General features: G+C 30.5%; 15 protein-coding genes and 2 pseudogenes. 5 read left to right on the top strand and 12 right to left on the bottom strand.

Going from position 1 to position 24560, the window contains the following annotated elements:
• The first annotated feature begins 106 nt into the window (after nucleotides 1-106).
• Entirely contained in the window at nucleotides 107-649 is a 543-nt protein-coding gene (locus bhYOR_RS04365) for a hypothetical protein (protein WP_086936044.1), read from the top strand.
• 464 nt (nucleotides 650-1113) lie between these two features.
• Here the strand turns inward: bhYOR_RS04365 and bhYOR_RS04360 are convergent.
• Both bhYOR_RS04360 and bhYOR_RS04355 read right to left on the bottom strand, forming a co-directional pair.
• Nucleotides 1114-2150 (bottom strand): annotated as a pseudogene (locus bhYOR_RS04360) (glycoside hydrolase family 3 N-terminal domain-containing protein).
• On the bottom strand, nucleotides 2143-3597 hold the full coding sequence (locus bhYOR_RS04355; RefSeq protein WP_025433942.1) for a UTP--glucose-1-phosphate uridylyltransferase: 1455 nt from the start codon (nucleotides 3595-3597) through the stop codon (nucleotides 2143-2145). The pseudogene bhYOR_RS04360 and the gene bhYOR_RS04355 overlap by 8 nt, the downstream one beginning before the upstream one ends.
• Nucleotides 3598-3743: 146 nt before the next feature.
• Here bhYOR_RS04355 and bhYOR_RS04350 point away from each other — a divergent pair, with 146 nt between their 5' ends.
• Nucleotides 3744-5531 carry a phosphoglucomutase gene (locus bhYOR_RS04350; protein WP_025399364.1) on the top strand — a complete coding sequence of 596 codons (1788 nt, stop codon included), beginning with the start codon at nucleotides 3744-3746 and terminating at the stop codon, nucleotides 5529-5531.
• A gap of 57 nt (nucleotides 5532-5588) precedes the next feature.
• Here the strand turns inward: bhYOR_RS04350 and trpS are convergent, their stop codons facing one another.
• The 3 genes from trpS to bhYOR_RS04335 form a co-directional block, all read right to left on the bottom strand.
• Entirely contained in the window at nucleotides 5589-6647 is a 1059-nt protein-coding gene (gene trpS / locus bhYOR_RS04345; RefSeq protein ID WP_025433943.1) for a tryptophan--tRNA ligase, read from the bottom strand.
• Nucleotides 6648-6649: 2 nt separating this feature from the next.
• Nucleotides 6650-7729 (bottom strand): AI-2E family transporter, encoded by a 1080-nt coding sequence (locus bhYOR_RS04340; protein ID WP_025399366.1) that lies wholly within the window; start codon nucleotides 7727-7729, stop codon nucleotides 6650-6652.
• A gap of 103 nt (nucleotides 7730-7832) precedes the next feature.
• Nucleotides 7833-8702: an HAD family hydrolase gene (locus tag bhYOR_RS04335; protein WP_247088259.1), complete on the bottom strand. Its 870-nt coding sequence runs from the start codon at nucleotides 8700-8702 to the stop codon at nucleotides 7833-7835.
• 107 nt (nucleotides 8703-8809) lie between these two features.
• On the opposite strand from bhYOR_RS04335, the pseudogene bhYOR_RS04330 reads away from it, so the two are divergent.
• Nucleotides 8810-9085 (top strand): annotated as a pseudogene (locus bhYOR_RS04330) (diadenylate cyclase CdaA); the annotation flags it as partial.
• Between the two features lie 31 nt (nucleotides 9086-9116).
• Here the strand turns inward: bhYOR_RS04330 and bhYOR_RS04325 are convergent.
• The 5 genes from bhYOR_RS04325 to arcA form a co-directional block, all read right to left on the bottom strand.
• Nucleotides 9117-10703, bottom strand: coding sequence for a peptide ABC transporter substrate-binding protein (locus bhYOR_RS04325; RefSeq protein WP_025400147.1), 1587 nt, complete (start codon nucleotides 10701-10703; stop codon nucleotides 9117-9119).
• Nucleotides 10704-10959: 256 nt separating this feature from the next.
• Nucleotides 10960-11892 carry a carbamate kinase gene (gene arcC / locus bhYOR_RS04320; protein WP_025400146.1) on the bottom strand — a complete coding sequence of 311 codons (933 nt, stop codon included), beginning with the start codon at nucleotides 11890-11892 and terminating at the stop codon, nucleotides 10960-10962.
• Between the two features lie 14 nt (nucleotides 11893-11906).
• Complete coding sequence (locus bhYOR_RS04315) at nucleotides 11907-13322, bottom strand: YfcC family protein (protein ID WP_025400145.1); 1416 nt, start codon at nucleotides 13320-13322, stop codon at nucleotides 11907-11909.
• Nucleotides 13323-13373: 51 nt separating this feature from the next.
• On the bottom strand, nucleotides 13374-14369 hold the full coding sequence (gene argF, locus bhYOR_RS04310) for an ornithine carbamoyltransferase (RefSeq protein ID WP_025400144.1): 996 nt from the start codon (nucleotides 14367-14369) through the stop codon (nucleotides 13374-13376).
• A gap of 19 nt (nucleotides 14370-14388) precedes the next feature.
• Nucleotides 14389-15618, bottom strand: a complete 1230-nt coding sequence (arcA, locus tag bhYOR_RS04305) for an arginine deiminase (RefSeq protein WP_025400143.1) — start codon at nucleotides 15616-15618, stop codon at nucleotides 14389-14391.
• Nucleotides 15619-15806: 188 nt separating this feature from the next.
• Between arcA and bhYOR_RS04300 the strand changes: the two genes are divergently transcribed.
• On the top strand, nucleotides 15807-17372 hold the full coding sequence (locus bhYOR_RS04300) for a hypothetical protein (RefSeq protein WP_025400142.1): 1566 nt from the start codon (nucleotides 15807-15809) through the stop codon (nucleotides 17370-17372).
• A gap of 6 nt (nucleotides 17373-17378) precedes the next feature.
• A complete protein-coding gene (locus tag bhYOR_RS04295; protein ID WP_025400141.1) occupies nucleotides 17379-17969 on the top strand; it encodes a ribonuclease H family protein in 591 nt (196 codons plus the stop codon).
• Nucleotides 17970-18309: 340 nt separating this feature from the next.
• Here bhYOR_RS04295 and bhYOR_RS04290 read toward each other — a convergent pair whose 3' ends face one another.
• Nucleotides 18310-21750, bottom strand: coding sequence for an LPS-assembly protein LptD (locus tag bhYOR_RS04290; protein WP_038452355.1), 3441 nt, complete (start codon nucleotides 21748-21750; stop codon nucleotides 18310-18312).
• On the bottom strand, nucleotides 21705-24545 hold the full coding sequence (uvrA, locus tag bhYOR_RS04285; RefSeq protein WP_025434152.1) for an excinuclease ABC subunit UvrA: 2841 nt from the start codon (nucleotides 24543-24545) through the stop codon (nucleotides 21705-21707). Before uvrA ends, bhYOR_RS04290 begins: the two co-directional genes overlap by 46 nt.
• Between the last annotated feature and the right edge of the window lie 15 nt (nucleotides 24546-24560).

Below are 24560 nucleotides of genomic sequence, written 5' to 3'. Positions count from 1 at the left end.
TAGTTTAGTTGCTAATAGTATAAAATTGATGAATGCAATATAAAACATAAAAATACCCTTTTATTTCTTATTTGACAATAACATGTTACAATTTTTTATACACACAATGAAAAAATTAATACTTATACCACTACACTTATTAATAATACATACCCACGCCTGGAGTGAAAAATTCAATAATGAAAACCTTGCAAATACAAAACCACTACAAATCGGCATCATTCAACATAATTATATAAATTTAACTCCTTATAATCAACATTATAAATATTACGCTTTCATTGGAATAACCATGACTTACAATGAATGGATTGATTTTAATATCATTCCCATTCACTTTTATCCTCACAATCCAACTTTATTCTCGAATGTCTATTTTACTTTATCTATCTCTCTTTACATATTGAAATATCAATTACATATACATTCTTTCATTATTAATATCCTAATAGGAACTCAATTGCCCATATCTCTTAGAGCAGCCATTATTACTGGTCACAATATCTCTGCTTTCCTTTTCCCTGCTTTACCTTTTGTTGCTATTAAACTTAATATTCCAATTACTAATCTATGCTCTATCTTCTCTACATTCTCTTCTTCTCTACGTGAGTATTTCTTAATTGATCTAGCTATTACATTCCCTATCTAGTTATCATTGTTCCTCCATAACCATTTTTACCTCTATAACTTTTAGAGGAGCTCATATGAATTGAAGTAGATAAGTTAGTTATGAACAGAAATGTATAAATAAAAAGATATACCTATTATAAAAGATGAAAGAGTAGCCAGGAAAAGTACCAATTTCTCTAAGCTTTACAAAGTTAATATATGCCTTAATCCAGATGTCTCAAAGACTTTATCAATTACTCCACTTAATAGCAATTATTACATCACCGAATCATGATCTACTATTTAATCTTTTCGGTGCTAATAAAACTAAAAAATTGCAAAAAGCATTATAGAAGATGTTTTAAGATGGGGGATTATGCTACAGTAAATAGTTAATTATATAGATGATTTCAAAAGAAAAGGCTCTGCTCTCCCTTCTCCTGGCAATATAGACAATAGCTATTTCTCAATGAACATTCTTTAAAAGAAAAACTCAATAAAAATTCATTCCCTTGCATTAGTCCTAAAGCCCTCTGGAATAAGCACAACATCAACACCTGAACTTAAAGCTTTATTAATTGCATTCTCTAAACTAAAATTATTCACAATTGCCCCCATATCATATGCATCTGTCATTATAATACTAAAAATATTCAGATTATGCCTTATAATACCCACAATATCTTTTGACATACTACTTACATCTCCAGAAATCTTGGGCACCAATACATGCCCAAGCATAATAAATTTTGCTTCCTTCCCAAAAGAAATGGTACAAAATTATTTACCATCAAAAAATTTTTACTATAAGGCAATAAGGCCAGATCTTTATGAGTATCTACTTTCGTGCCTCCAAGTCCAGGAAAGTGTTTAACCACAGCAAAAACACCTTCCCTTTGTATCCCATCAATAAATGCCTCTACCATAAGACCAATATTATAAGACGAATACCCAAAAGTTCTGCTACCTAAAGGACTATCGGGAGCAAATTTAGTATCTGCTACAGGTGCCATATTTAAATTAATGCCAAGACGTCTAAGCTGTTTTCCAAGAATTTCACCAATCTTATATGCAAGCTGAACATCTTCGGTCCTACCAACAGATTCCATGGCAGGAAAATTATAAACACCCAATTTTTTATTCTCACTAGCTCTACTAACCAGTCCTCCTTCTTCATCAACAGCAATCAAAATGTCAGAACCAAGATATCTCTTTACCTCTTCAATCAACTCTCTAGTTTGTTGAGCATCCTTGAAATTTTCCCTAAATAAAATAATTCCTAATGGATTTATCTTTTCTCTTATTTTATTAAGTTCATCTCTACTAAGTGCTTGCACAGCACTAGGATTGGCAACATTCCTAATTCCAATAAACAAACAACGTTTTCTCAAAATACTTTTAAAGTCAACTCTTCCTAAAAATTCATCAATATTTACAAGATCAAATTTATCATTTTCAAAATAATCATAATCTATTCCAGGGATAGCTCCTAGTAAAACCAAACTCGAAAATAAAAATCCAAATAATATAAATCTAAACATCCCATTTACCTCTCCTAAATACCAAATCATATTTATTCTTCAACGCATTATTAAGAGCATTATTTAAATATTTAGCAATATCAAAAAGGTCATCTGAAAATTTATCATTCATGTAATTACTCATAATAAGCGTATCAACAAACAATTTTGCAGGCAGAAACCTATCCTCTCTATTAACCTCAAAAATCAACGGATTATCTACCATCCTTACAACTTCCCAGGTTATTTGCTCAATTGCAGTATATTTACCAAACTCTTTATCCTGTTCAACAATCCTTATAGGCATATCTGATATTATTCTACCTATATTTTCTATCAAATATTCTAAATTAAAAAGGCCTGTAGCACAATTAAACAAAATCTTATTCCCACTACATTCAGCTTTTAGTACAGTTTCTTTAGAAATAGCACTACCAATATCAACACATGTTAATGAATTATCATCATCTAAAACTAAAACTCCCCCCTTTGTATCTAGTGAGGTTTTAACACTAAATTCAAAGCCAGCGGAACTGTTCATTATAGCCATTATGGCAAGAGTCTTTAAGTTGACAGTAAAACCAATATTATCAACATTACCAATATATGCAAATCTTTTCCCGGAATTATAAAGTTTAAAATAAATATCTTTTAAAACTTTAAAACTTTGACCATGGCCAGCAGGTAAAGCCAAAAGAGTTTCCTCGCCACTATCGTCATAGGTAAAATACTCATATTGACCATCATTTAATTTCTTATAGCAATAAACCAACGGCTGAATAGCTGTAAAAATATCTGTCTTTTGCAAACCACAACAATTTAAATCCTTAATCAAATTATCATCAAAAATATTATCTAAAAAATTAGAAATTAATTCATAAGTTTTAAAACTTGTCATTTGAAAAATTGAAGGCTTAATACTCTTACCATAAAGCTCACAATATCTCTTAGAAAGCATTAGAAGGTGTCGGATTTTTAATGCTAAAAATGAAAATCCATAACTACCATCTTTGTTAAGATATGCGGGTATTATTCCCTTTGGCAAATGCCCAAAAGACTCCTTAGCTTGAAATATTTTATTTGCATATAAAAGATATAAATCCTCATTAAAATCATTATTTTTAAGTACATCAAAATAACTAGTTGCAGAGCCTCCATTTAAAATACCAAATGAAAGATAAGGATAAAGCGATAAACCTAGTCTTTCAAGCTCATCACCAGTGAAAACATAAAAATCGCCTTCTGATGAAAATAAAAATTTTGTAAAATCATCAATATATTTCTTCAAATTATGTTCAACAAGTTTTTTTTTAAATTTTAATTTAACAGAATTATCAACAAGACTTAAAATACTGCTATGATTCTCATTAGGAAAATTTTTAAAAGACTTGCTTAAAGCTTTAAGTTTATGCATATTAAGCATATCAAGCATTTTTTTAGAAAAAATTTTATCTATTACTTCGCACATACTAAAAACCTCATTTTAAGTATAAGGTAAACAATAGTAACATATTACAAGAAATATAATAAGTAATGCTTCTTATAATAGATTATGTTACTATAATTATGCTACTACAATAAAGGTAAATATTAAAACCTAATGAGGAGAAAAATATGCTAAATAATTATATATTAAACATAACAAACTTAAAAAATGCCATTAATACAATGATACTTTCTCCTTCAGGATTTAGAAAAATATTTGCAAAATCAAAAGATGAAAATTCAACAGACCATGAAATAAATGATGACGATAAAATATTGGTTGCTCTTATAACCCTTATAATATCAAATTATTTTAAAGATAAACCAAAAGAATACATAAATGTTGGCTTAGACTCAAGATCAACTGGAAATATAATCTCAGAGATTGTAATTAAGACACTAATATTAAACAATGACAGTGTAAATTTTTTTGGAATACTTCCAATACCAGAAATCCTAGCTTATACAAAAGAAAGTCAAAATTCAAAAGGCTTTATATACATTTCTGCCAGCCATAATCCTAAAGGATATAATGGCATCAAAACTGGATTAAATGATGGGGGTGTTCTCAATTCAAATGAAATAAAAAAAATAATATATCAAATCAGATCCAATATTGAAAATGAAAATTTAATAAATAATTTAATAACAAACTTACAAAATTTCAATAACAATGCTCTGCACTTAAAAACATATGAAGTAATTATCACTTCACAAGATAAACATAAAACACAATCTTATAACTCATATAAGTCACTAATGCAGCAAATAATTTATCCAGACAAACATAGGCAAGAAAATATTAACATACTAAAAGAAAATATCATAAAAGAACCCATAGGAATAATAGGTGAGATGAATGGTAGTTCTCGCATCAACTCAATTGATAGAGAAATGATTGAATCTTTAAGAATAAAATTGGAACTTCATAACACTGAAATTGGAATCTTTAAGCACGGAATGACTCCCGAAGGATCATCTCTAAATATGTGCAAACAAATATTAGAACAAAAATTCAAGCAAGACAATTCTTTTCAATTAGGATATGTCCCTGACTGTGATGGAGACAGGGGCAATTTGGTTGCAATTTTTAAAAAAGGACAAGCAACCATGATTGAACCACAAAAAATATTTGCACTCTCAGTACTCTCAGAGCTTAGCTATCTTTACCATGCAGGCATTAAAGACAATTTGGCTGTCGTTGTTAATGATGCAACATCACTAAACATCGAAAAAATAGCCATGCTATTTAATACAAAAGTTTACAGAGTTGAAGTCGGTGAGGCCAACTTAACAGAAATGGCTGACCTTTTACGGAATAAAGGATTAATAGTAAAAATTTTGGGAGAAGGATCAAATGGAGGAAATATCACATACCCCTCAAAAGTAAGGGACCCACTAGCAACACTCTTTAGTATCATAAAACTGCTTAAAATCAAAAATATTTACAAAATATGGTGTGAACTATCTAATAATTCATACAACGAACACTATACTATCGATGATATATTAAAGACAATAAATTTTTATAGCAATGTAGAAGTATCATCAGAAAAAGCCATGCTTAAAATAAATGTAGAAAATCAAGAAATACTTAAATCCAACTACGAAAAATTATTAAAAAAAGAGTTCAACAATAATACAGTCTTGCACAAATTACCAATCCATAATTATGAAATTATCAATTATGAAGGTATCAAACAAAACATCTATAGAACAGGTGATTCTTCAGGGGGTCTTAAAGTTTTATTTAAAAATAACAAATATGAAATAATTGCAAGTTTATGGATGCGGGGCTCAAAAACAGAACCAATATTTCGAGTACTAAGCGAGGTCAAATCTGAATATAATGCCTTACTATATGACCTTTTAGATTTTCATAAACATTTAATACACACTGCCAACTCACTAACATAAACTTAATTATGACAAAACTCAAACAACCTGATTTATCATAATTAAGTTTACAATAAATTACGTATTTAAATTACTTTTTAAAATCTTCTCTACATTCCTCCTAACTCCATTCCACGTCTTTGATATGCCCATTAAATTTTTAGCATTTCTTATAACTTCTACTGCAACTTTTCTGGTTTTATTTGTACCTTCAAATATCACTTCATCAATATAACCCTTTTTGGCTTTCAAAAATTCTCTTCTCTCTCTAATTGGCATTAAAAATTGATTTAAAACCTTGAAAAGTTTCTCTTTAACTTCAACATCTCCAATTGTACCTTTTTTATATCTAGTCTTAAGCTCACAAAGCTCATCAAGATTACTATTAAAAAAATCATGATAAATAAAAACAGGATTGCCATCAACTTCTCCTGGTATATCTGCTCTTACCCTTTTTGGATCTGTAAACATAGACATAACCTTCTTGTGCAATGATTTCTCATCATCACTTAAAAATATTGCATTACCAAGACTCTTGCTCATCTTAGTCTTACCATCAATTCCCACAAGAGCCTGAGAATCTGTAAAGATAGCTTCAGGAATTGGAAAAAAATTATCTCCATAAAGATAATTGAATCTCCTTGCAAGTTCTCTTGCAAGTTCAACATGGGACTCATTATCACGTCCAACTGGAACTAAATTAGCCTTTGCCATTAAAATATCTGCACTCATAAGAACAGGATAACCTAAAAGTCCATAAGGAACCTCAGATAGTCCAGCTGCAACACTCATGTCCTTTATACTAGGAATCCTTTGCAAACGATTAACCATAACAATCATTGAGAGTATTAAATTTAACTCTAAAAGCTCAGGTATAGCTGATTGCAAATAGATATTAACTTTTTCAGGGTTAATTCCACAAGCTAGATAATCCAAAACCATTTCTCTAACATTAACAGGTATTTCACTAATGCTCTTTAAATCTGGCTTTGTAGTAAGAGTATGCAAATCTGCTATAATAATATAAGTCTCATATTCTTCCTGATACTTTAATCTATTAACAATAGAACCAACATAATGTCCTAAATGAAGAAAACCTGTAGGCCTGTCTCCTGTAAGCATAACTCTCTTCTGCAAATTTAACTCTCCTTGCTCTCTACATTATCAACACTTAAGATCTTTGAACCACTTAAAAACACAGAAAAAGGTTTTAAACATTCTATATTATCTACTATTACTTTTATAATAACTGTAAAAGGATAGGCTATTAAAAGTCCCACTATACCCCAAAGCCATCCCCAAAAGAAAAGAAAACAAAGCAGTAAAAAAGGAGAGAGATCAAGCCTATGCCCTTGCATCTTAGGTTCAAGAATATTCCCAATCAACATTTGAACAAAAGTATTATATATAAATATATAAAGCACCAAATCTAAATTAGGATAAAACTGCACTAAAGCGGCTATCACAATAAAAAAAACTGCTAATATTGAACCTATACTTGGAATAAAATTGAACACAAATGTAAGCACGGCCCATACACGAGGAAAATCTTGCCCAAATAACTTCAAACCTATAAACACTAAAAACCCTGTCAGAAAACTAACAAAGACCTTTATCCCCAAATATTTACTAATTTGATTATTTATCGTACTTAAAGCCTCAATAAACATACTTGAAACAGACTCTTTAAAAGCATTCTTAACCTTTATGTCAAAAATATGTATTTCTGATAATAGAAAATACAACAATAAAAATAACACTACCAAACTACTTGCAAATCCAATAATCTCATTAGATATCCGTGTTAAAAAAGGATATATATATTTAGAAAAATCTATATTGCTAATAATAGCACTATCTAACTTATATTTTTCAAGAATATCTACCATAATAAAAATTAATTGTCTTTGATAATAAGGCAATTGCTCAATTAAAATTGTAACACTATAATAAACAAAACTAAACACTAAATAAGAAAATGAAAAAAGAACAAAAAAAATCACAAAAACTATTAAAACCCTTGGTATCTTGAGTTTCTTAAAAAACGTATAAATGGGATATACCAAAAATCCAAGAACCACCGCAATAGCTAAAGGTTTAAATACTGTTTGTGCTATTTTTAAAATAGCAATTAACATTATAATCAAAGCTATAATATAAAAAACAGATTGAAGTTTAACAAACTTTAACCTATCAGTTGGTTTTAGCTCTAAAGACATCTCAATCCCCCTTAATATATTTGAATTTTAATTATTACTAAATTTACTTAAAAGCAGCGCCAACACGTAAACTCAAAAATATTTATCAAAATTTGAAAGCAATTCATATACTTAAATGAATTTTTTCCATTATCCAATTATATAACTTAGTTCCCTTATGATAATTGGCTTCAGCCAAATCCCCTACCCTTCTCTCTTTAACCAACCTCTTAGCATTCTCATCATTCCCATAATAAACCGTTAATGTATTTTTATAATGATTTAAATTGTTATTCAAAATTTCAAAGGCTGGAATATCATTAAAACCATCTGCAATATAAAACATATTCTTGAAAGGAATCTCTCTTCTACTTTTTGGAATCCTCTCATTAATTTTATCATAAGATCCCTTATTTAGCTCAAAAATTACCCGGGTTTTTATTGTATGATCCACGAAATAACATACGCTACTTAAAATACTATTTTCTGAAAATTTATTATCTAAATTCTGATAATAAGGCATAAGGTATGTATCTATAAATTCACATGCCCACACTTTAGTAACATAAGGGGCTATGCTACTCCCCAAAATCATCTGCCTAAAACCACTCGACACAATATAAATATTTATTACTGTATCTGATTCCTTTAAACTCCTATTCATTTCATTTATTTCTTTAAACAAATCAATCACACCTTCAAAAAATTTTAATTTCGACCCCAATTCAAACAATACCTTATTATTTAATCCTTTGAAAATACCTTCTCTCACATATGTTAAAAAATGTGACAAATATATCATCTCATTAGCAATGAGATTACAATAATTCTTGTTATACGTAATAAATAAATTCTCAACTTCATCCCAAAATAATCTAGCATCAACATTATACTCATCAAAAAGCACCTGTTGCATATTACCATAAATTAAAGTGTCATCAAAATCAAATATTAAAGCTATAATCTTTTCTTTTTTTACCCATAAACAAAAAATAAATTTAAATTAACATTAACTTGTATTAAAATATATATATAACTATGAATATATTCAATATACTGTGTATAGTAAAACAATATTATAAAAATTAAATAAAAATGCTTATGATAGATATGGGTAGTATAAATCAAATAAAAGATATTTTCTCTAGAGTATTAGATGTAAGTCTAATCAGCATCTTAGTTTATTATATCTATAAAAACGTGATTAATTCTTATTCTGTAAACTTACTCAAAGGAATGATCATCATTACATCCATCGGTATCGTATCTTACTATTTTAACTTATACACAATAAATTGGCTATTAAATTACATCGCAAACATACTGCCTATTGCAATGCTTATACTATTTAATCAAGAAATAAAAAAAATAATTATGGATCACTCTAGCTCTCATTGAGGGTTTTTTGTTATTTAATTCTTCTAAGCTTATAGAAAACAAATCTTTCTGTAGAATTGGGTTGCCATCCGGTCCATTTATCATTTCTAAACAGATAATTTCCTGCATATCTATATATTGGAGCAATAGGGAAGTCTTTCTCTATTATTATTGCTTCGGCTTTTCTTAAAATATCTTGCCTTCTAATTGGATCTTGTTCAAGATCAGATTGAGCAATAAGATCATCATATCCCTCATTAAAGTATTTATACGAACTAAAATGTGAAAATTCTTTTTGCAAAAAACTCAAGAAAGCTAATGGATCTGCATAATGTCCTCCCCAACTGGCTCTTGCGATCTCATACTTTCCTATTCCTTTACTTGCTAAATAGGTTGTCCATTCTTCATTTTCAAGTTCCACATTAATATTTAAAATCTTTGACCACTGATGTTGAATAAATTCACAGATCTTTTTATGACTTTCGCTTGTATTGTATTTTAACTTAAGAATAGGAAAACCCACACCACCAGGATAACCAGCTTCAGCTAGTAATTTTTTTGCCCTATGGGGATCAAAGAATGTTAATTCTTTACCATAAGAATAATTGTTAAAAGTAGGACTGACTTTTCTTGTAGCAATGCTCCCATTGTCTACAACCTTACTTGTTAATGTTTTTCTGTCAATAGCAAGCGTTAAGGATTCTCTGACTTTAACATTATCTAACGGTTTAAGAGTAGTGTTAAATGTCAAGTAATAAAGAGCCATAAGAGGAAATGTATAATAATCGCTTCTAAATTTAATTTCCTTTATTGCTTCAGGTGGAATCGCTCCAGCTGTAAGCATATCAATTTCATCATTTTCATACATGCGATAAGAAGATGAACTATTATTTACTGTATAAAATACTAGTTCATCTAGTTCAACCTGAACAGCATCATAGTACTTATCGTTCTTTACAAGTACTAGTTTATCATTTGGCACTCTTTTATATAATTTAAACGCACCACTGACAACCATGTTTTCAGGACTTGTCCACTTTTGTCCATACTTTTCAATAGTATGCACTGGGACTGGTCTAAATGATTGGTGTACCAACATATCAAGGAAATAAGGTTTTGGATTATTCAAAGTTATCTCTAGCGTCTTATCATCTATAGCTCTAATACCAAGTTCAGTTTCAGATACCTTACCCTCAAAGTAAGCATCCGCATTCTTTATTGTGGACTTAAGCATGCTAACAAAAGGAGCAACCGTTTCTTTATCTAAGATTCTAAGGTAAGATTTTCTAATGCCCTCAGCTGTAATACTAACACCATCGCTCCAAACCAACCCTTCTCTTAAGTGAAATGTGTATACAAGTCCATCTGCAGATATATCCCAAGATTTAGCTAACCCTGCCTTATATCCCCCAGTTTGTGCATCAACATCCATTATGCCACTAAACATCTGAATAACAATGTTAAATCCGAGCACATCTTCAGCAAGTTGAGGATCTATTGATTTAGGTTCTGCACCCCAACAGATTTTAAATGACATAAGTTCTTTGCGACTCTCCTTACTGCATGATAAAGCCATAATAAAAAATATAATAAATATGTGTTTCCCATATACCAACATAAAGAAAACTTTAATCATATAACTTGAAATACTATCTTTCTTCATTTGAAACCCCATTAATACTTAACAAAACATGATGGCACTATTAACAAATAAGCACAATCATAAAGAAATAACATAAATATACTTTTACATCTACTATTAGTAGGTATTTTACTTTGACTCTATTAAATTCAATATCCCAATTACTAATCTATTCTATCTTCTCTATGTCTCTATATAAGTACAAGCACTTCTGATCTAGCTATTATATTCCCTATCCAGTTATCATTGTTCCTTCCATCCCATTAATTCCTTTAATAACTTTACCCAATGATGTAATAATTGCTCCCCTACCTTCTCTGGACTTTACAAATTCAATACTTGCCTCTATTTTAGGCAACATAGATCCTGCTGCAAAATGTCCTTCTCCTATATATCTCGCTAAATCAACAATACTTACCTTCTCAAGTAAAATTTCATCTCTCTTTCCAAAATTTAACGCTACCCGATCAACAGCAGTAATTATCAATAACTTATCTGCCCCTATATCTTGCCCTAATCTAGATGATGCAAAATCCTTATCAATGACTCCACTTACTCCTTTAATAATTCCTTTCTCATCTCTTATAACAGGTATACCCCCTCCTCCACACGCAATAACTATACATCCTCTGTTCATTAACTCACTTATCTCTTCAATTTCTATAATCTCGATTGGCCTTGGTGATGCTACCACCCGCCTATAACCCCTCCCACTATCTTCTCTTAAAGTATATCCCTTATTCTCAAGCTCCTCTGCCCTTACCTTATCATAAAATGGTCCAATAGGTTTGCTAGGTTTTCTAAAACACTCATCTTCCTTATCTACCAAAACTTGCGTCAGCACTACTGCTACTCCCCGTCTAATTCCTCGCTTATACATCTCATTTCTAAGTGCTTGCTCAATATAATACCCTATCATCCCTTGACTCATACCAACACATACATCAAGCGGTGCTAATGGTGTCTCTTGACACATCTCATTCTCTAGCAAAATCCTACCTACTTGCGGGCCATTACCATGAGTGATAATTATTTCATAACCATACTCTATCAGATCTACTATCTCACACACACTACTCTCTATCTTTGTTAACTGATCACAAAATGTACTTTCCCCACCTTCTAACGCATTTCCCCCAAGACTTACTACAATTCTTTTACTCATACATATCTCCTAAATTATAAATACACATTTGCCATTATCACTAAAATACATATTACACATTCAATCACAAATATTGGCATTACAAATTTAAACCAACTACCATAACTGATCCTTGCTATACCCAATACAGCCATTATAACTCCACTTGTTGGGGTCAATAAATTAACTAAACCTGATGCTGTTTGCATACCCAATACAACTGACGACCTTGGCATATCTAGAAAATCAGCCAATGGTGCCATCATTGACATAGTTAAACTTGCATGTCCTGATGATGAGGGCACAACAACCCCTATACACATCTGTACAAGCTCGTTTAATACTACGAACATACCTTTAGGTACGCCATACAAAAATTCTGATGCTGCATTTAACATCGTCCCTGTAATCATTCCCTCATCAGCTACTATCATCACACCCCGAGCCATACCTATAATAAGCGCTGCTGTCATCATATCTTTAGCTCCCTCTACAAATGTTTCCCACATCTGTAACTCGCTCATCTTACATATAAACGCTGATAACATTGCTGTACCAAGATATAACATAGTCATCTCTTGCATCCACCAACCAAGCTCCAAAATACTATATATTAAAAATACAAGCATTACTCCATATAACAGCAACACCATCTTTCGTCTATTCGTAAATTCCGGCATACTATCGCCCTTACCTCCCATCCTACCTTTAACAAATACATTATAATGTTCTTCCCTTTGCCCATACACTATAGATCTCTTAGGATCATCCTTCACCCTAATCGCATATATCAATACATACACTATAGCTACAAATACAGACACTATATATAAAATAAGACGAAAATAAAAACCTTCCTTTATTTCAATACCAGCTATCGCTGCTGCTATCCCCGTAGAAAATGGATTAATAGTAGATGCCATAGTTCCCACACCAGCCCCCAATCCAATAATTGCAACAGCCACAATACTATCATAGCCTAAAGCTATTACTAGTGGGATCATAATAAGATAAAATGGAAGTGTCTCTTCATACATACCTGTTGTAGTTCCTCCTATAGAGAAAATAAACATCATTAATGGTATCAAAAGTTTATCCTTATTTCCCATTTTCTTAATTGCTGCAGCTATCCCTGCATCAACCGCACCGGTTCCTAAAATTACACCATAAGCTCCACCAACAATTAAAACAAATACAATAACCTCAACAGCATGCTCCATCCCTTTAGCCATTGCTGTTAAAACAGTAAAAATACCATCTAAAAATCCCCGAGAAGGTCTTTCTACTGCATGATAAGTTCCAGCCACAACAACTTCTCGTAAATTCCCATTAACTTCTTTCATCTCTTTAGAAAATTCACCTGCAGGAATTACATAAGTCAATATAGTCATAAACACTACTAAAGAAAATATTATTGTAAAACTACTTGGCATTTTATTCTTTTTAACCATCATATCTCTCCTAATACATCCTTCATTTTCTCAATCTAAATTTATAACTAATTATCCCAAAGTCCCAACCATTACAGCCTTAATAGTGTGCAATCTATTCTCAGCCTCATCAAATACAACAGATCGATCACTTTCAAAAACATCATGCGTAACCTCAACACCTTCAAGCCCATACTTATCAAATATTTCCTTACCAAGGACCGTATTTAAATCATGAAAAGCCGGTAAACAATGCATAAATATTGCATCTTCCTTTGCCAATTTCATAAGTTTACTATTAACTTGATATGGTCTTAACAGTTTGATTCTTTCATCCCAATTAGTCTCACCCATGGATACCCAAACATCAGTATAAATCACATCAACATCCCTAACTGCCTCCTCAATAGAACTAGAAATAGTAATACTGCCTCCACTCTTATCAGCTATCGCTTTTACCTTGGTTACCAATTCTGGGTCTGGGAAAAGTTCTCTTGGAGCAAATATTCTAAAATCCATGCCCATAATAGCGCATCCTTCCATTAAAGAATTAGCAACATTATTTCTACCATCTCCACAAAATACCATCTTTATATTTGCCAAACATCCCTTATGCTCTTCAATAGTCATAAAATCGGCAAGTACTTGTGTTGGATGAGCAACATCTGTTAATCCATTATAAACAGGAACATTAGAATACTTAGCCAAATCCTCAACTGCTTCTTGAGAAAATCCTCTAAATTCAATAGCATCATACATTCTTCCTAATACCCTTGCAGTATCAGCTATTGATTCTTTCTTACCTATTTGACTACCCGTTGGTCCCAAATAAGTAACATGAGCTCCTTGATCATAAGCAGCAACCTCAAACGCACATCTTGTTCTTGTTGAGTCCTTCTCAAAAATTATAACTATATTTTTTCTCTTAAGTTTTTGTTCTTCAATTCCTGAATACTTAGCTTTTTTTAAGCTATGAGACAAATCAAGCAAATATCTAATATCCTTTTGGGTAAAATCTAAAAGCCTTAAAAAACTTTTATTTCGTAAATCGTCTTGTAAATTATACATAAATATATCCTCCGTTAAACTAAATATCTTCCCTTATTAAAGGCATGGACATACATCTTGGGCCTCCCCTTCCTCGTGAAAGCTCACTAGAAGGCATTCTATAAACTTTAATTCCAAATTCTTCAAGTAATTTATTAGTTACATGATTTCTAGAATAAACTATGACTTCTCCAGGCGCTATTGCTAAAGTATTAGCACCATCATTCCACTGTTCTCTCGCACCATGAATCAAATCTCCTCCAGCGCACCTTATTATACTAATCTTACATCCAAGGTAGAAACCTAAAATATCCTCCAGTTTAGCTTTTTCACTTTTAACTTTAATACTCCCAGAAGCCAAATCATAAGTTAAAGCATAAATTGTAAATTTCATATCGTCACTGGTAAAACTTGTAAAAGTAGTATGATCTATTTGAGTAAAAACCGTATCTAGATGCATATAAGCCCTACTTTGTGGAATTTGAAAAGCTAAAATAGTACCAAAAGATGTTTTTTGTTCAAAAAGTTTGCGAGCTATTTTTTCAACAGATTCAGCCTCAGTTCTCTCAGAAACACCAATGGCTAAAACATCCCGACTTAAAACTAATTCATCTCCACCTTCCAGCGTAGTATCTTCATCTCTAGTATACCATATGGAAACATTGTCTTTGTAAATAGGATGATATTTAAAAATATATTCTGCAAATATTGTTTCCCTACGTCTAGTCTTAGTTTGCATCCTATTTATTGTTACACCATTACCCACACTCGCAAAAGGATCCCTTGTAAAGAGTATATTGGGCATAGGATCAACAATTAAAGGATATTCACTATTTACTAAATAGTTTAGAGAATCAGATTTATAATTTTTAAGATCATCCCTTGTAACCCCAGCTATCATCTTTAAAATCATGTCCTTAACAGACATATTATAAAAATAATCTTTCAAAGCTTTAGTCTTATTTTCAGTCCTAATCCCTGCTTCAAGAATAAATTGAGATATAAATTTTTCTTTAACACTATCACATTTAGAAATAGTTTCACTAATTAAATCCTCAATATAAACAACCTCAACCCCATTACTTCTTAAAATATCCGCAAAAGCATCATGTTCTTGTATTGCCACCTCAAGATAAGGAATATCATCAAACAATAATCTTTTCATTATTGACGGAGTCAGATTTTCCAATTCTTCCCCTGGCCTATGTAGCAACACTTTTTTTAAACGACCTATTTCTGAAAATACATTTATTGGTTTTAAACACTGCATAACAAACACCCCCTTTTTTTTATAAAAAAGTTTAAAAAATTTCAAATTTAGTTTCAAATTTAGTTAATTCTAATTTAATTCATATTCAATTAATATACTAAAACTTAAATGGCAAAAAATCAACATAATTAAAACCTATTAAAAACAAACGAACATAACACTCATTATAAGTATGATAAAATATTGACATGCAACATCTTACACATATATGCAATCTAATAGGCCTCTACCTAATATGTTCCTGCTCTTTATTTGGTAAGAGCGATCACAAAAGTAATGGTTCCAATACTATTTTTTTAACCCATCATTATCCACCCAATCATGCCCTCGTAACCAATATGACATATATCAAATATCACATACCCTCACATCTAATAAACACAATATTAGAACACACAGGATCTCCCCATTTACTAAAAACACTAGCAATAGATTTAAAAATAAGCCCTCAAAAAATAGAAGAAATAAAAAACTATCTATTAGCTTATCAAAATCATCTAAACGATTTACAAGAATGGCACAAATTTCTTGAACAAAGCAATGTAAATGGATATTTAATCATTAAAGTTGATACAAGTTTTAGAAAAAAATCTGATAAAATTCAACCAAATTCGGTTAATAAAAGTTTTACAGAGTTATCAGAATCACAAATGCATTTAGAAAAAGAAATCTTAGTATCATTAGAACAAATATTTTATGAAAAAAATATGGGATATATACCTTTTGAAAACACTAATTCTTTTTTCCCCCAAGAAAGCATAACCAATCATGCTATCAATAAAGATATAATAAACGGAATAGAATACATATCTCCTCACATAATAGCAAATCAATTATTAAAAATTAAAAATAAACAATACTTCAAAAAATTCATGCTTCATCTACAAATTGAAAATAACAAAATAACAGAAATACTACAAAAACAAACAATTGCTGATGAATACAATGATTTATATTATTCAAGAAATAACTACAGCTTAATTCCCAATATCATAGATCCAGAAACAGGAATAGAAATAACACCGCAAAAACTAAGATCCATCTTATCACATGGAGACATACTATTAATAAAACCAAAAATAGATTGGATTGACTTTTTCTATTTTTGGCAACACACAGGAATATTTGATGCTGAAAAATATGACAATACAAAAAAAATTGTATTTAAAGGAGAAGACAGTTTCGATATAAAATCAGTCATCACAAGTAATCAAATCAAATTTGACACAGCATCTGTTCAAGGCTCAGGCTATGAAAAACTCACAACTTATGTACAATCAAGAATACTAAAAATATTCTCACCCATAACAGATAAAAGAACTATTCAAAAAGCAATAAATTTTGCCAGAAACAGATATGTTGACAATAATTTCGGGTATATAGTGCCTCTGTTATCCTCTAACATGTGGAGTGATTCAATTAATCTTGAAGAGATTCACCATAAAACTTACTGTTCATTAGTAGTTGATCGGGCATACAGAATAGCTGGTCTTGATGTCTCAAGAAACTATGAAGTATCTGGTGTAGTGACTCCTGGAGAGATAAACGCAGCTGCTTACGATTTTTATATGTCATATACAATATCAGGAATATTTCCCAGCATGTTACCAAAAAGAGTTATTAAACCAACTCTTAGAGAAAAATTTATCGGGTATAATAGAGAAATAAAAGATTCAATAGAAATAAAAAGCTCAAACGAAAAAAGATTTGGCAGACCTTGCAATATAATTAATGCGTGGTGCTTAGGGAGTTAATTCAACATGAAAAAATACTATGCATGCATACTAAACAATAAAAATGAAAAATTTATCTTTACATCTTGGGAAGAATGCAAAAATAAAATCATAGGACAAAACAATAAAATAAAAAGCTTTAAAACAAGAGAAGAAGCAAAAAATTGGCTCTCAAGAGATGGAAAGGCGGATATCTATCCAACAGGAATATACTTCGACTCCGGGACTGGAAGGGGCAAAGGAGTAGAAATTAGAGTTGTTAATGAAAAGGGAATATCTATACTAAACAAGATAATAGACCAAAGTCTAATTAATGATTACAGTAATTATTATGTCAAAGACTTTGACGGAATTAGCAACAATTATGGCGAACTTTTGGGATTATATATTGCACTCAAAATAGCATTACAAGAAGACACAAAAAGCATATTTGGAGATAGCAAACTCGTAATTGATTATTGGTCTAAAGGATTTTACAATAAAAAATTAAACAAAAATACTATCAAATTAATTCAAAATGTGACCAAATTAAGACATGTTTTTGAAAAAAAAGGAGGACAAATATCATTAATATCAGGAGACAATAATATTGCGGATCTTGGCTTCCATAAAAGGTAAAATAATACTTATGCAAACAAAACATATGCAGGCCACAAAATATAAATATTCATAATACTGACCATAGTCTTTCATACTACAAAATCTTACACAAGAATACAAAACAAGCTTTAAGATAATAAAATTCCATGCTTAATACATTGTAGACAATATTAAGGCAACAAACGAATACATTTGCATTAAATATACAAATATCAGTAACGAAATCATCAAAATAAACTGGCAACACATTGACATCTTTGATATCAAGAATCCCAAAAACGTAACAAAGTTTAAATCTACCAAGCCATCTTCTTCTAATAGACATTAGCCAGTACCATTAAATCTAGAAAATTTTTTATTATTTCTCAGATTTACGGTTAACTAAAAGTTCATACTTAGTACTTGCATTACTTTCAAATGATGACTTAATAGGTTCGAAGAAATTCCAAGAAATAAAAATTGAAAAATTATTTCTCCAAATAGAAGAATACCTACCACTATTATCCTTTAAAATATCTGGACTTAAACTATACTCTCCGACAAATTTCCAATCATAAAAATTAAATTTAAAGCTCGTACTAATTTTCTTAATTTTAAATAATGAATCCTTTCTATCCTGAATATTAAAGAAATTAAATGATTTAAACAGATCCGCAAAAAAATTAACCGCTTCAAGATCAAGCTGCTCCATGTATCCTCCAAAGTATCTAAAAGTTTTTGTATTAATAGAACGAGTTGAAAAGTTCAATTCAAAAAATTCAGTATATTTAACTTTAAAAATAAATTCAACCCAAAGTTCATTATCGACAAATTTTTGTAAATTCATTCTCCACCCAGAATCTATTCCTAGTCCAATTGAAAATTTTTCATCAGAAAATTTAAATTCATATAAATCTTTTTTATACTGAGCACTTAAAGAATACGGAATAAGCTTGGTTGTAGATCCTACCTTCGCAAAATCGCCAATCAGCTTATCATAGTTATACTCAAAATCGTTTTTCATCGCAAATTCACATTTAAAGTCATAAGCATTAACCTTAAATGAAAGTTCAGACACCCTATTAATTAAAGGATCATAAGCTGCTAGAAATACAAATTTTAAATAATCTAAATATCTAGGCTCTAGCTTATAATACAAAGCAGGATTCATCTCCAGATTTTTATAAGTAGACATGGGTTTTAAAGGTTCTAAATTAATAGCTGTCTTTTCAAAAAAAGACTTCTGCTCTTCTTCCTTAAATTTTTTATCATATTTAATTCCAACACCTACTTCTTGTAATAAATAAGGAAATTCCACTGCAAACTTAAGCTCAGAAGAAGCATATATACTCTCAAAAGTACTCTTCAATATACTTGAAAGACTAGTAGTAAAAAATCTATAGTCATAAGTCAAGCCTAAATTAACTTCTTGATAAAAAGTTTCAGGGCTTTTCCAAAAAACGGTATTACTCTTGCCATTTAACATTTTAGAATCTCTATCATACTTTTTGTCAAATGAATAAAGAGTAATTTTATTTTCAAACTTAATACTACTCCGAGAAAAAGCAGGATACATCATGAAAGGCAACAAATCTAAATTAATTTTATTAATAACTGAATACTCGCTCTTCTTGTCTTTATCGACTAGATTATAATCTTTATCTAAAGGATTATATTCAACAGTATTAAGAGACAAAACATCTTCAAAAGTAATAAGTCGATTATAAAAATCAGCATGCAAGTTTAAATTCATTTTATTTTTAATATCAAACAAATAAGTCTTGACATCATATTTAAACTCTTGAGGAGACTTAAATTTAGAATCATCAAAAAATATACTATTTTTAAAATAAGGATTAATGCCAAATCTTATATAAAAAGAATCTGGCCTATTAAGATCATTAAAGACAATTGGCTTAGGAGATAAATATAAATCTTTAGTCAAATCTTTTTGTTCTTCAAGTTTTTTGGCATTACTTTTATCTTTGCCATCCTCAACATCATCCCCAACATTTTTGATCTTAGGCACCATAATTATTTCTTTATCCTTAGAATCAGAAAATGAAGTCCAACTGTTATTATAAAGATCTCTTTTAAAATTTAAATCAATATAAGGCAGGTAAATTCTCTCCAAATAAAACCATTTCCTAGTTGGATCCTGAATACTTTTAGGAGTTTTGCCAAAAATATTATCATAATTTGCCAATTTAAAAGTAAATCCAAGATTATTTAATCTATAATCAACAAGAAAATTATTATGAAAAGTCCGATTATAAAAAGAAGATAAATTCCAATCAAATGTCTTTATCATCTTTTCTGTTTCTGATAACTCCTTTTGAGGACTCAAAACGGAAAAAAATGTAGCACTCTCTAATCTATCTTTAAAGTCAATAATCACATAAGGATCTGAATAATGCTCAAAAACCACTGAAAAAAGTGCATCACTGATTGAAAATTCAGACTTGTATGTAAACAAATATCTAAAGGGAACCTCAAATCCAAATATGTCACCCTTATTTATATTATCAAAACTAAAAAGAGAGTAATTAATACTATTACTCTTAAAAGGACGGTAGACACCGGAGAGATGTTTATATAAAGTCCTTGTCAAACCTATGCCAAAACTACCTTTAAAAGTTTTAAAAACATCTAAAGTGCTACCTACATCAAAATCAATGCCTGAATAAAATCCCAAATTAGAATAAATATCAAAGATCAATTTAACATAGTCTTTATTAACCCTAGAGACAACATCTTCTGCAAAGAAATAAGTTAAATAGCCATTTCTAATATAAGATTTCTTATCTGCATTGTATATTGAATGAAAGTCAAAATCTAAAAAAGAAACCTTATCAATATCAACAGATTTTTTCCCAAGTAAATAAACAGTATTAAAAAGAGTAAGACCTTTCCTTGAAGAATATCCTAAAGACGGATTAAAAAACAAACTATCACCTGGTTTAAAAAAGAATGGAATATAGAATATAGGAACTCTTCCTATATAAAACACAGCATTTAGAATACCAAAATCCCCAGATGGCAAAATCCATATCTTAGAAGCTCTAATAGAATAATAAGGTTCTGGGATTTTACTACTTGTAATAAAAGCTTTTTCTAATATATTTGCATCATTATCTAATCTTCTTAAAACTTTTCCCCCAAATGAAACAATATGATCAACTAAATTTCTATGCATTTTCTTTTGAACAATTCCATTTTTGAGAAGAAAATTCTGAGAATCGAAATCAATAAATAATTCACTGCCATAAAAATATAATTTTTCACTAGCATTTAAATCAAACTTATAATCGACATTTCCACTAGAAAAAAGTTTCTTAGTCTTTTTATTAAAAATAATTTTATCACCCTTAATGTTATGCTTTTTATTATCTTTAATATCTTCAATAACAAGACTAACCCTACCTTTAAATATGATAGTTTCATCACCAGTAATCTCATAAGTAAAATTCTCAAGATTATCCGTACTCTCAATAATTATTTTATATCTGCCTACATCTTTGCCATCTTTTGAAAAAAGATCAGGAGATATACCAAATTTTTCCAAGAGTAATGCCTTTATCCTAGAGGCATCTTTCTCTTGAATACCTTCTTTTAACGCCCATTTTTGCAAATCTTCATCACTTGAAAGTTCAAGTTCTTTTAAATTAGCTTTTTGCATTAAAGTTAAAGCTTTCTTAACATCAAGATTTTTCTTATCATTAATATCTTGAGCAAATAAAATCAAGTAATTAAAAATACTTACTAAAAATAATATTACAAAAGAGTTTTTAAAAACATTCCCGTATAGGAACTTTTGCATTTTGAAACCTCTTCAGGAGTTCCAGATACAACAATATTTCCTCCAGATACCCCACCCTCAGGACCTAAGTCTATTATATAATCCGCCTGTTTAATCACATCTAAATTATGTTCTATAAGAACTACAGTATTTCCATTTTGAACAAGCAATTGCAATACCTCTAACAATTTTCTTATATCATCGAAATGCAAACCTGTTGTTGGTTCATCAATAATATAAAAAGTCTTTCCTGTACTCCTCTTGCCAAGCTCAAAAGCCAATTTGATCCGCTGAGCCTCTCCTCCTGAAAGGGTTGTCGATGCTTGACCTAATTTAATATATTCAAGTCCCACTTCTTTTAAAATGTTTAAATAATGATTAACCTTTGGAATATTTTCAAAAAAATCTTTAGCTTCAATAACACTCATTTCTAAAACATCATAAATATTTTTCCCCTTATATCTAATCTCCAAGGTTTCTTCATTAAATTTTTTACCCTTACACAAATCACAAGGAACAAAAACATCAGGTAAAAAATGCATCTGAATATTTAAATACCCATCACCCTGACATTTTTCACAACGTCCGCCCTTAACATTAAAAGAAAATCTACCTGCCTTAAATCCCCTTGCTTTAGACTCTGGGAGCTTTGCAAATAGTTCTCTAATCTCTGTAAAAAATCCAACATAAGTTGCAGGATTTGATCTTGGGGTCTTGCCTATCGGTTTTTGGTTTATCTGAATAACCTTATCAATTTGATCATACCCAATGATATCCTCAAAACCATCAAAATAACTTGTATTGGATTTTAACCTACTATCAAGAGCAGGATATAATACCTCATTAAGAAGGGTGCTCTTTCCACTACCAGAAACTCCCGTTATTACAGTAAAAACTCCCAAAGGAATGCGCACATTAATATTCTTTAAATTATTTTTATTAGCATTCAAAAGTACAATTTCAGCTTTTCCTGCCTTACGTCTTGTTTTTGGAACTTCTATTTTAAGTTGGCCGCTTAAATACTTACCAGTCAAACTATTCTCATTACTTAAAATATCAGATAAGGTTCCCTTAGCAACTATCTCTCCACCATAAATCCCAGCTCCAGGCCCAACATCGATAATATAGTCAGCAGTACGTAAAGTTTGCTCATCATGCTCTACAACAATTACCGTATTGCCAAGTTCTTTCAAATTAACAAGTGTACTTATTAATTTCTCATTATCTCTTTGGTGCAATCCAATACTAGGCTCATCAAGTACATAAAGAACCCCAGCAAGAGCTGAACCTATTTGAGTAGCAAGTCTAATTCGTTGAGCCTCTCCTCCTGAAAGGGTTCCAGACATTCTATCTAAATATAAATAAGAAAGTCCAACATCAATTAAAAATTTCAGCCTGCTCTTAATTTCTTTTAAAATTTCTTTAGAAATTTTTGTCCTAAGCTCATCAAGTTCAATCTTCTCAAAAAACGAATAAGAATCTATAACAGAAAGATTACTAAGTTCTTGAATATCTTTGCCGCCCAATTTAACAGATAAAGCTCCAAGGCTTAACCGCTTACCTTTGCAAGAATTACAAATTCTGCGAGACATTAAACCCTCATAAAAGAATCTAGCACTCTCAGATTCAGTTGCAAGATAACGCCTCTTTAAAAGAGGAATAAGACCCTCAAATTCTTTAGAATAATAAAAACCACCATCTATGTCTTTACTCCCCATTTCCTTAGACTTATAGATAAAATCTATCTTTTCATTAGCGCCATATAAAATCTTTCTAAGAATATCTTCAGGAATATCTGCTATAGGAGTATCTAAACTGAAACCATAATGCTTAGCAAGTCCCTTAAAAATAGCTAAAGCCCAAGATGAACTGGGTTTAAAAGTAATAAATGCATCATCATTAAAAGAAAGCTTCAAATTAGGACAAATTTTTTCAAAATCAAAGTCAAGTGTAACACCAAGACCAGAACATTCATTACAAGCTCCAAATGGACTATTAAATGAAAAAAGCCTCGGTTCTATTGCAGGAAGAGAAAACCCACACAAAGGACAACTATTATGCTCTGTAAAGATTTTATCTATTTTTTCTAAATCATTTTCAATCTCAACACGTAAATACCCATTAGAAACCGATAAAGCAGTCTCAATAGATTCTGAAAGCCTAATCCTTACATCACTACTCAATTTTATTCGGTCTACTATAATTTCAATATTATGTTTCTTATTTTTATCTAAACTCAAATTAACAGCATCTTCTATCAAATAATCTTGAAAGTCCACTCTTACTCTATTAAACCCTTGATTCAATATCCTCTCAAGCTCTTTTTTATGAGTACCCTTGGCACCCATAACAATAGGAGCAAATAATATAACCTTAGATCCCTCAGCATAGCTTAAAACAGTATTAATCATATTATCTAAAGATTGCTCCTCAATCAAACTTCCATCTTTTGGACAATATGGCTTACCAATTTTTGCAAATAACAATCTATAATAATCATAAATTTCAGTAATTGTACCAACAGTTGACCTTGGATTACTGCTTATTGTCCTCTGTTCAATTGAAATAGCAGGAGAGAGTCCTCCTATATATTCAACGTTGGGTTTCTTCATTATTCCCAAAAATTGTCTTGCATAAGACGACACAGATTCCATATACCTTCTCTGACCTTCTGCAAAAATTGTATCAAAAGCCAAAGACGACTTACCAGAACCACTCTTCCCAGATATCACTACCAAACTATTTCTTGGAATATCAACATTAACATTTTTTAAATTATGCTCTTTGGCACCCCTAACAGTAATTTTTTCCTTCAAAAATATAAACTCCTT

The organism is Borrelia nietonii YOR, from assembly GCF_023035795.1.
Lineage (GTDB): Bacteria > Spirochaetota > Spirochaetia > Borreliales > Borreliaceae > Borrelia > Borrelia hermsii.
The sequence above is the reverse complement of the archived record's forward strand: the minus strand, read 5'-3'. Positions and strand labels throughout refer to the sequence as shown.

Bases quoted from the DNA above. Each gene is read 5' to 3' on its own strand.
- bhYOR_RS04315 (WP_025400145.1), bottom strand. From the start codon at position 13,322: ATGGTTAAAAAGAATAAAATGCCAAGTAGTTTTACAATAATATTTTCT.
- bhYOR_RS04365 (WP_086936044.1), top strand. From the start codon at position 107: ATGAAAAAATTAATACTTATACCACTACACTTATTAATAATACATACC.
- bhYOR_RS04355 (WP_025433942.1), bottom strand. From the start codon at position 3,597: ATGTGCGAAGTAATAGATAAAATTTTTTCTAAAAAAATGCTTGATATG.
- bhYOR_RS04290 (WP_038452355.1), bottom strand. From the start codon at position 21,750: ATGCAAAAGTTCCTATACGGGAATGTTTTTAAAAACTCTTTTGTAATA.
- bhYOR_RS04350 (WP_025399364.1), top strand. From the start codon at position 3,744: ATGCTAAATAATTATATATTAAACATAACAAACTTAAAAAATGCCATT.
- arcA (WP_025400143.1), bottom strand. From the start codon at position 15,618: ATGCAGTGTTTAAAACCAATAAATGTATTTTCAGAAATAGGTCGTTTA.
- bhYOR_RS04325 (WP_025400147.1), bottom strand. From the start codon at position 10,703: ATGTTGGTATATGGGAAACACATATTTATTATATTTTTTATTATGGCT.
- arcC (WP_025400146.1), bottom strand. From the start codon at position 11,892: ATGAGTAAAAGAATTGTAGTAAGTCTTGGGGGAAATGCGTTAGAAGGT.
- bhYOR_RS04300 (WP_025400142.1), top strand. From the start codon at position 15,807: ATGCAACATCTTACACATATATGCAATCTAATAGGCCTCTACCTAATA.
- argF (WP_025400144.1), bottom strand. From the start codon at position 14,369: ATGTATAATTTACAAGACGATTTACGAAATAAAAGTTTTTTAAGGCTT.
- bhYOR_RS04295 (WP_025400141.1), top strand. From the start codon at position 17,379: ATGAAAAAATACTATGCATGCATACTAAACAATAAAAATGAAAAATTT.
- bhYOR_RS04340 (WP_025399366.1), bottom strand. From the start codon at position 7,729: ATGTCTTTAGAGCTAAAACCAACTGATAGGTTAAAGTTTGTTAAACTT.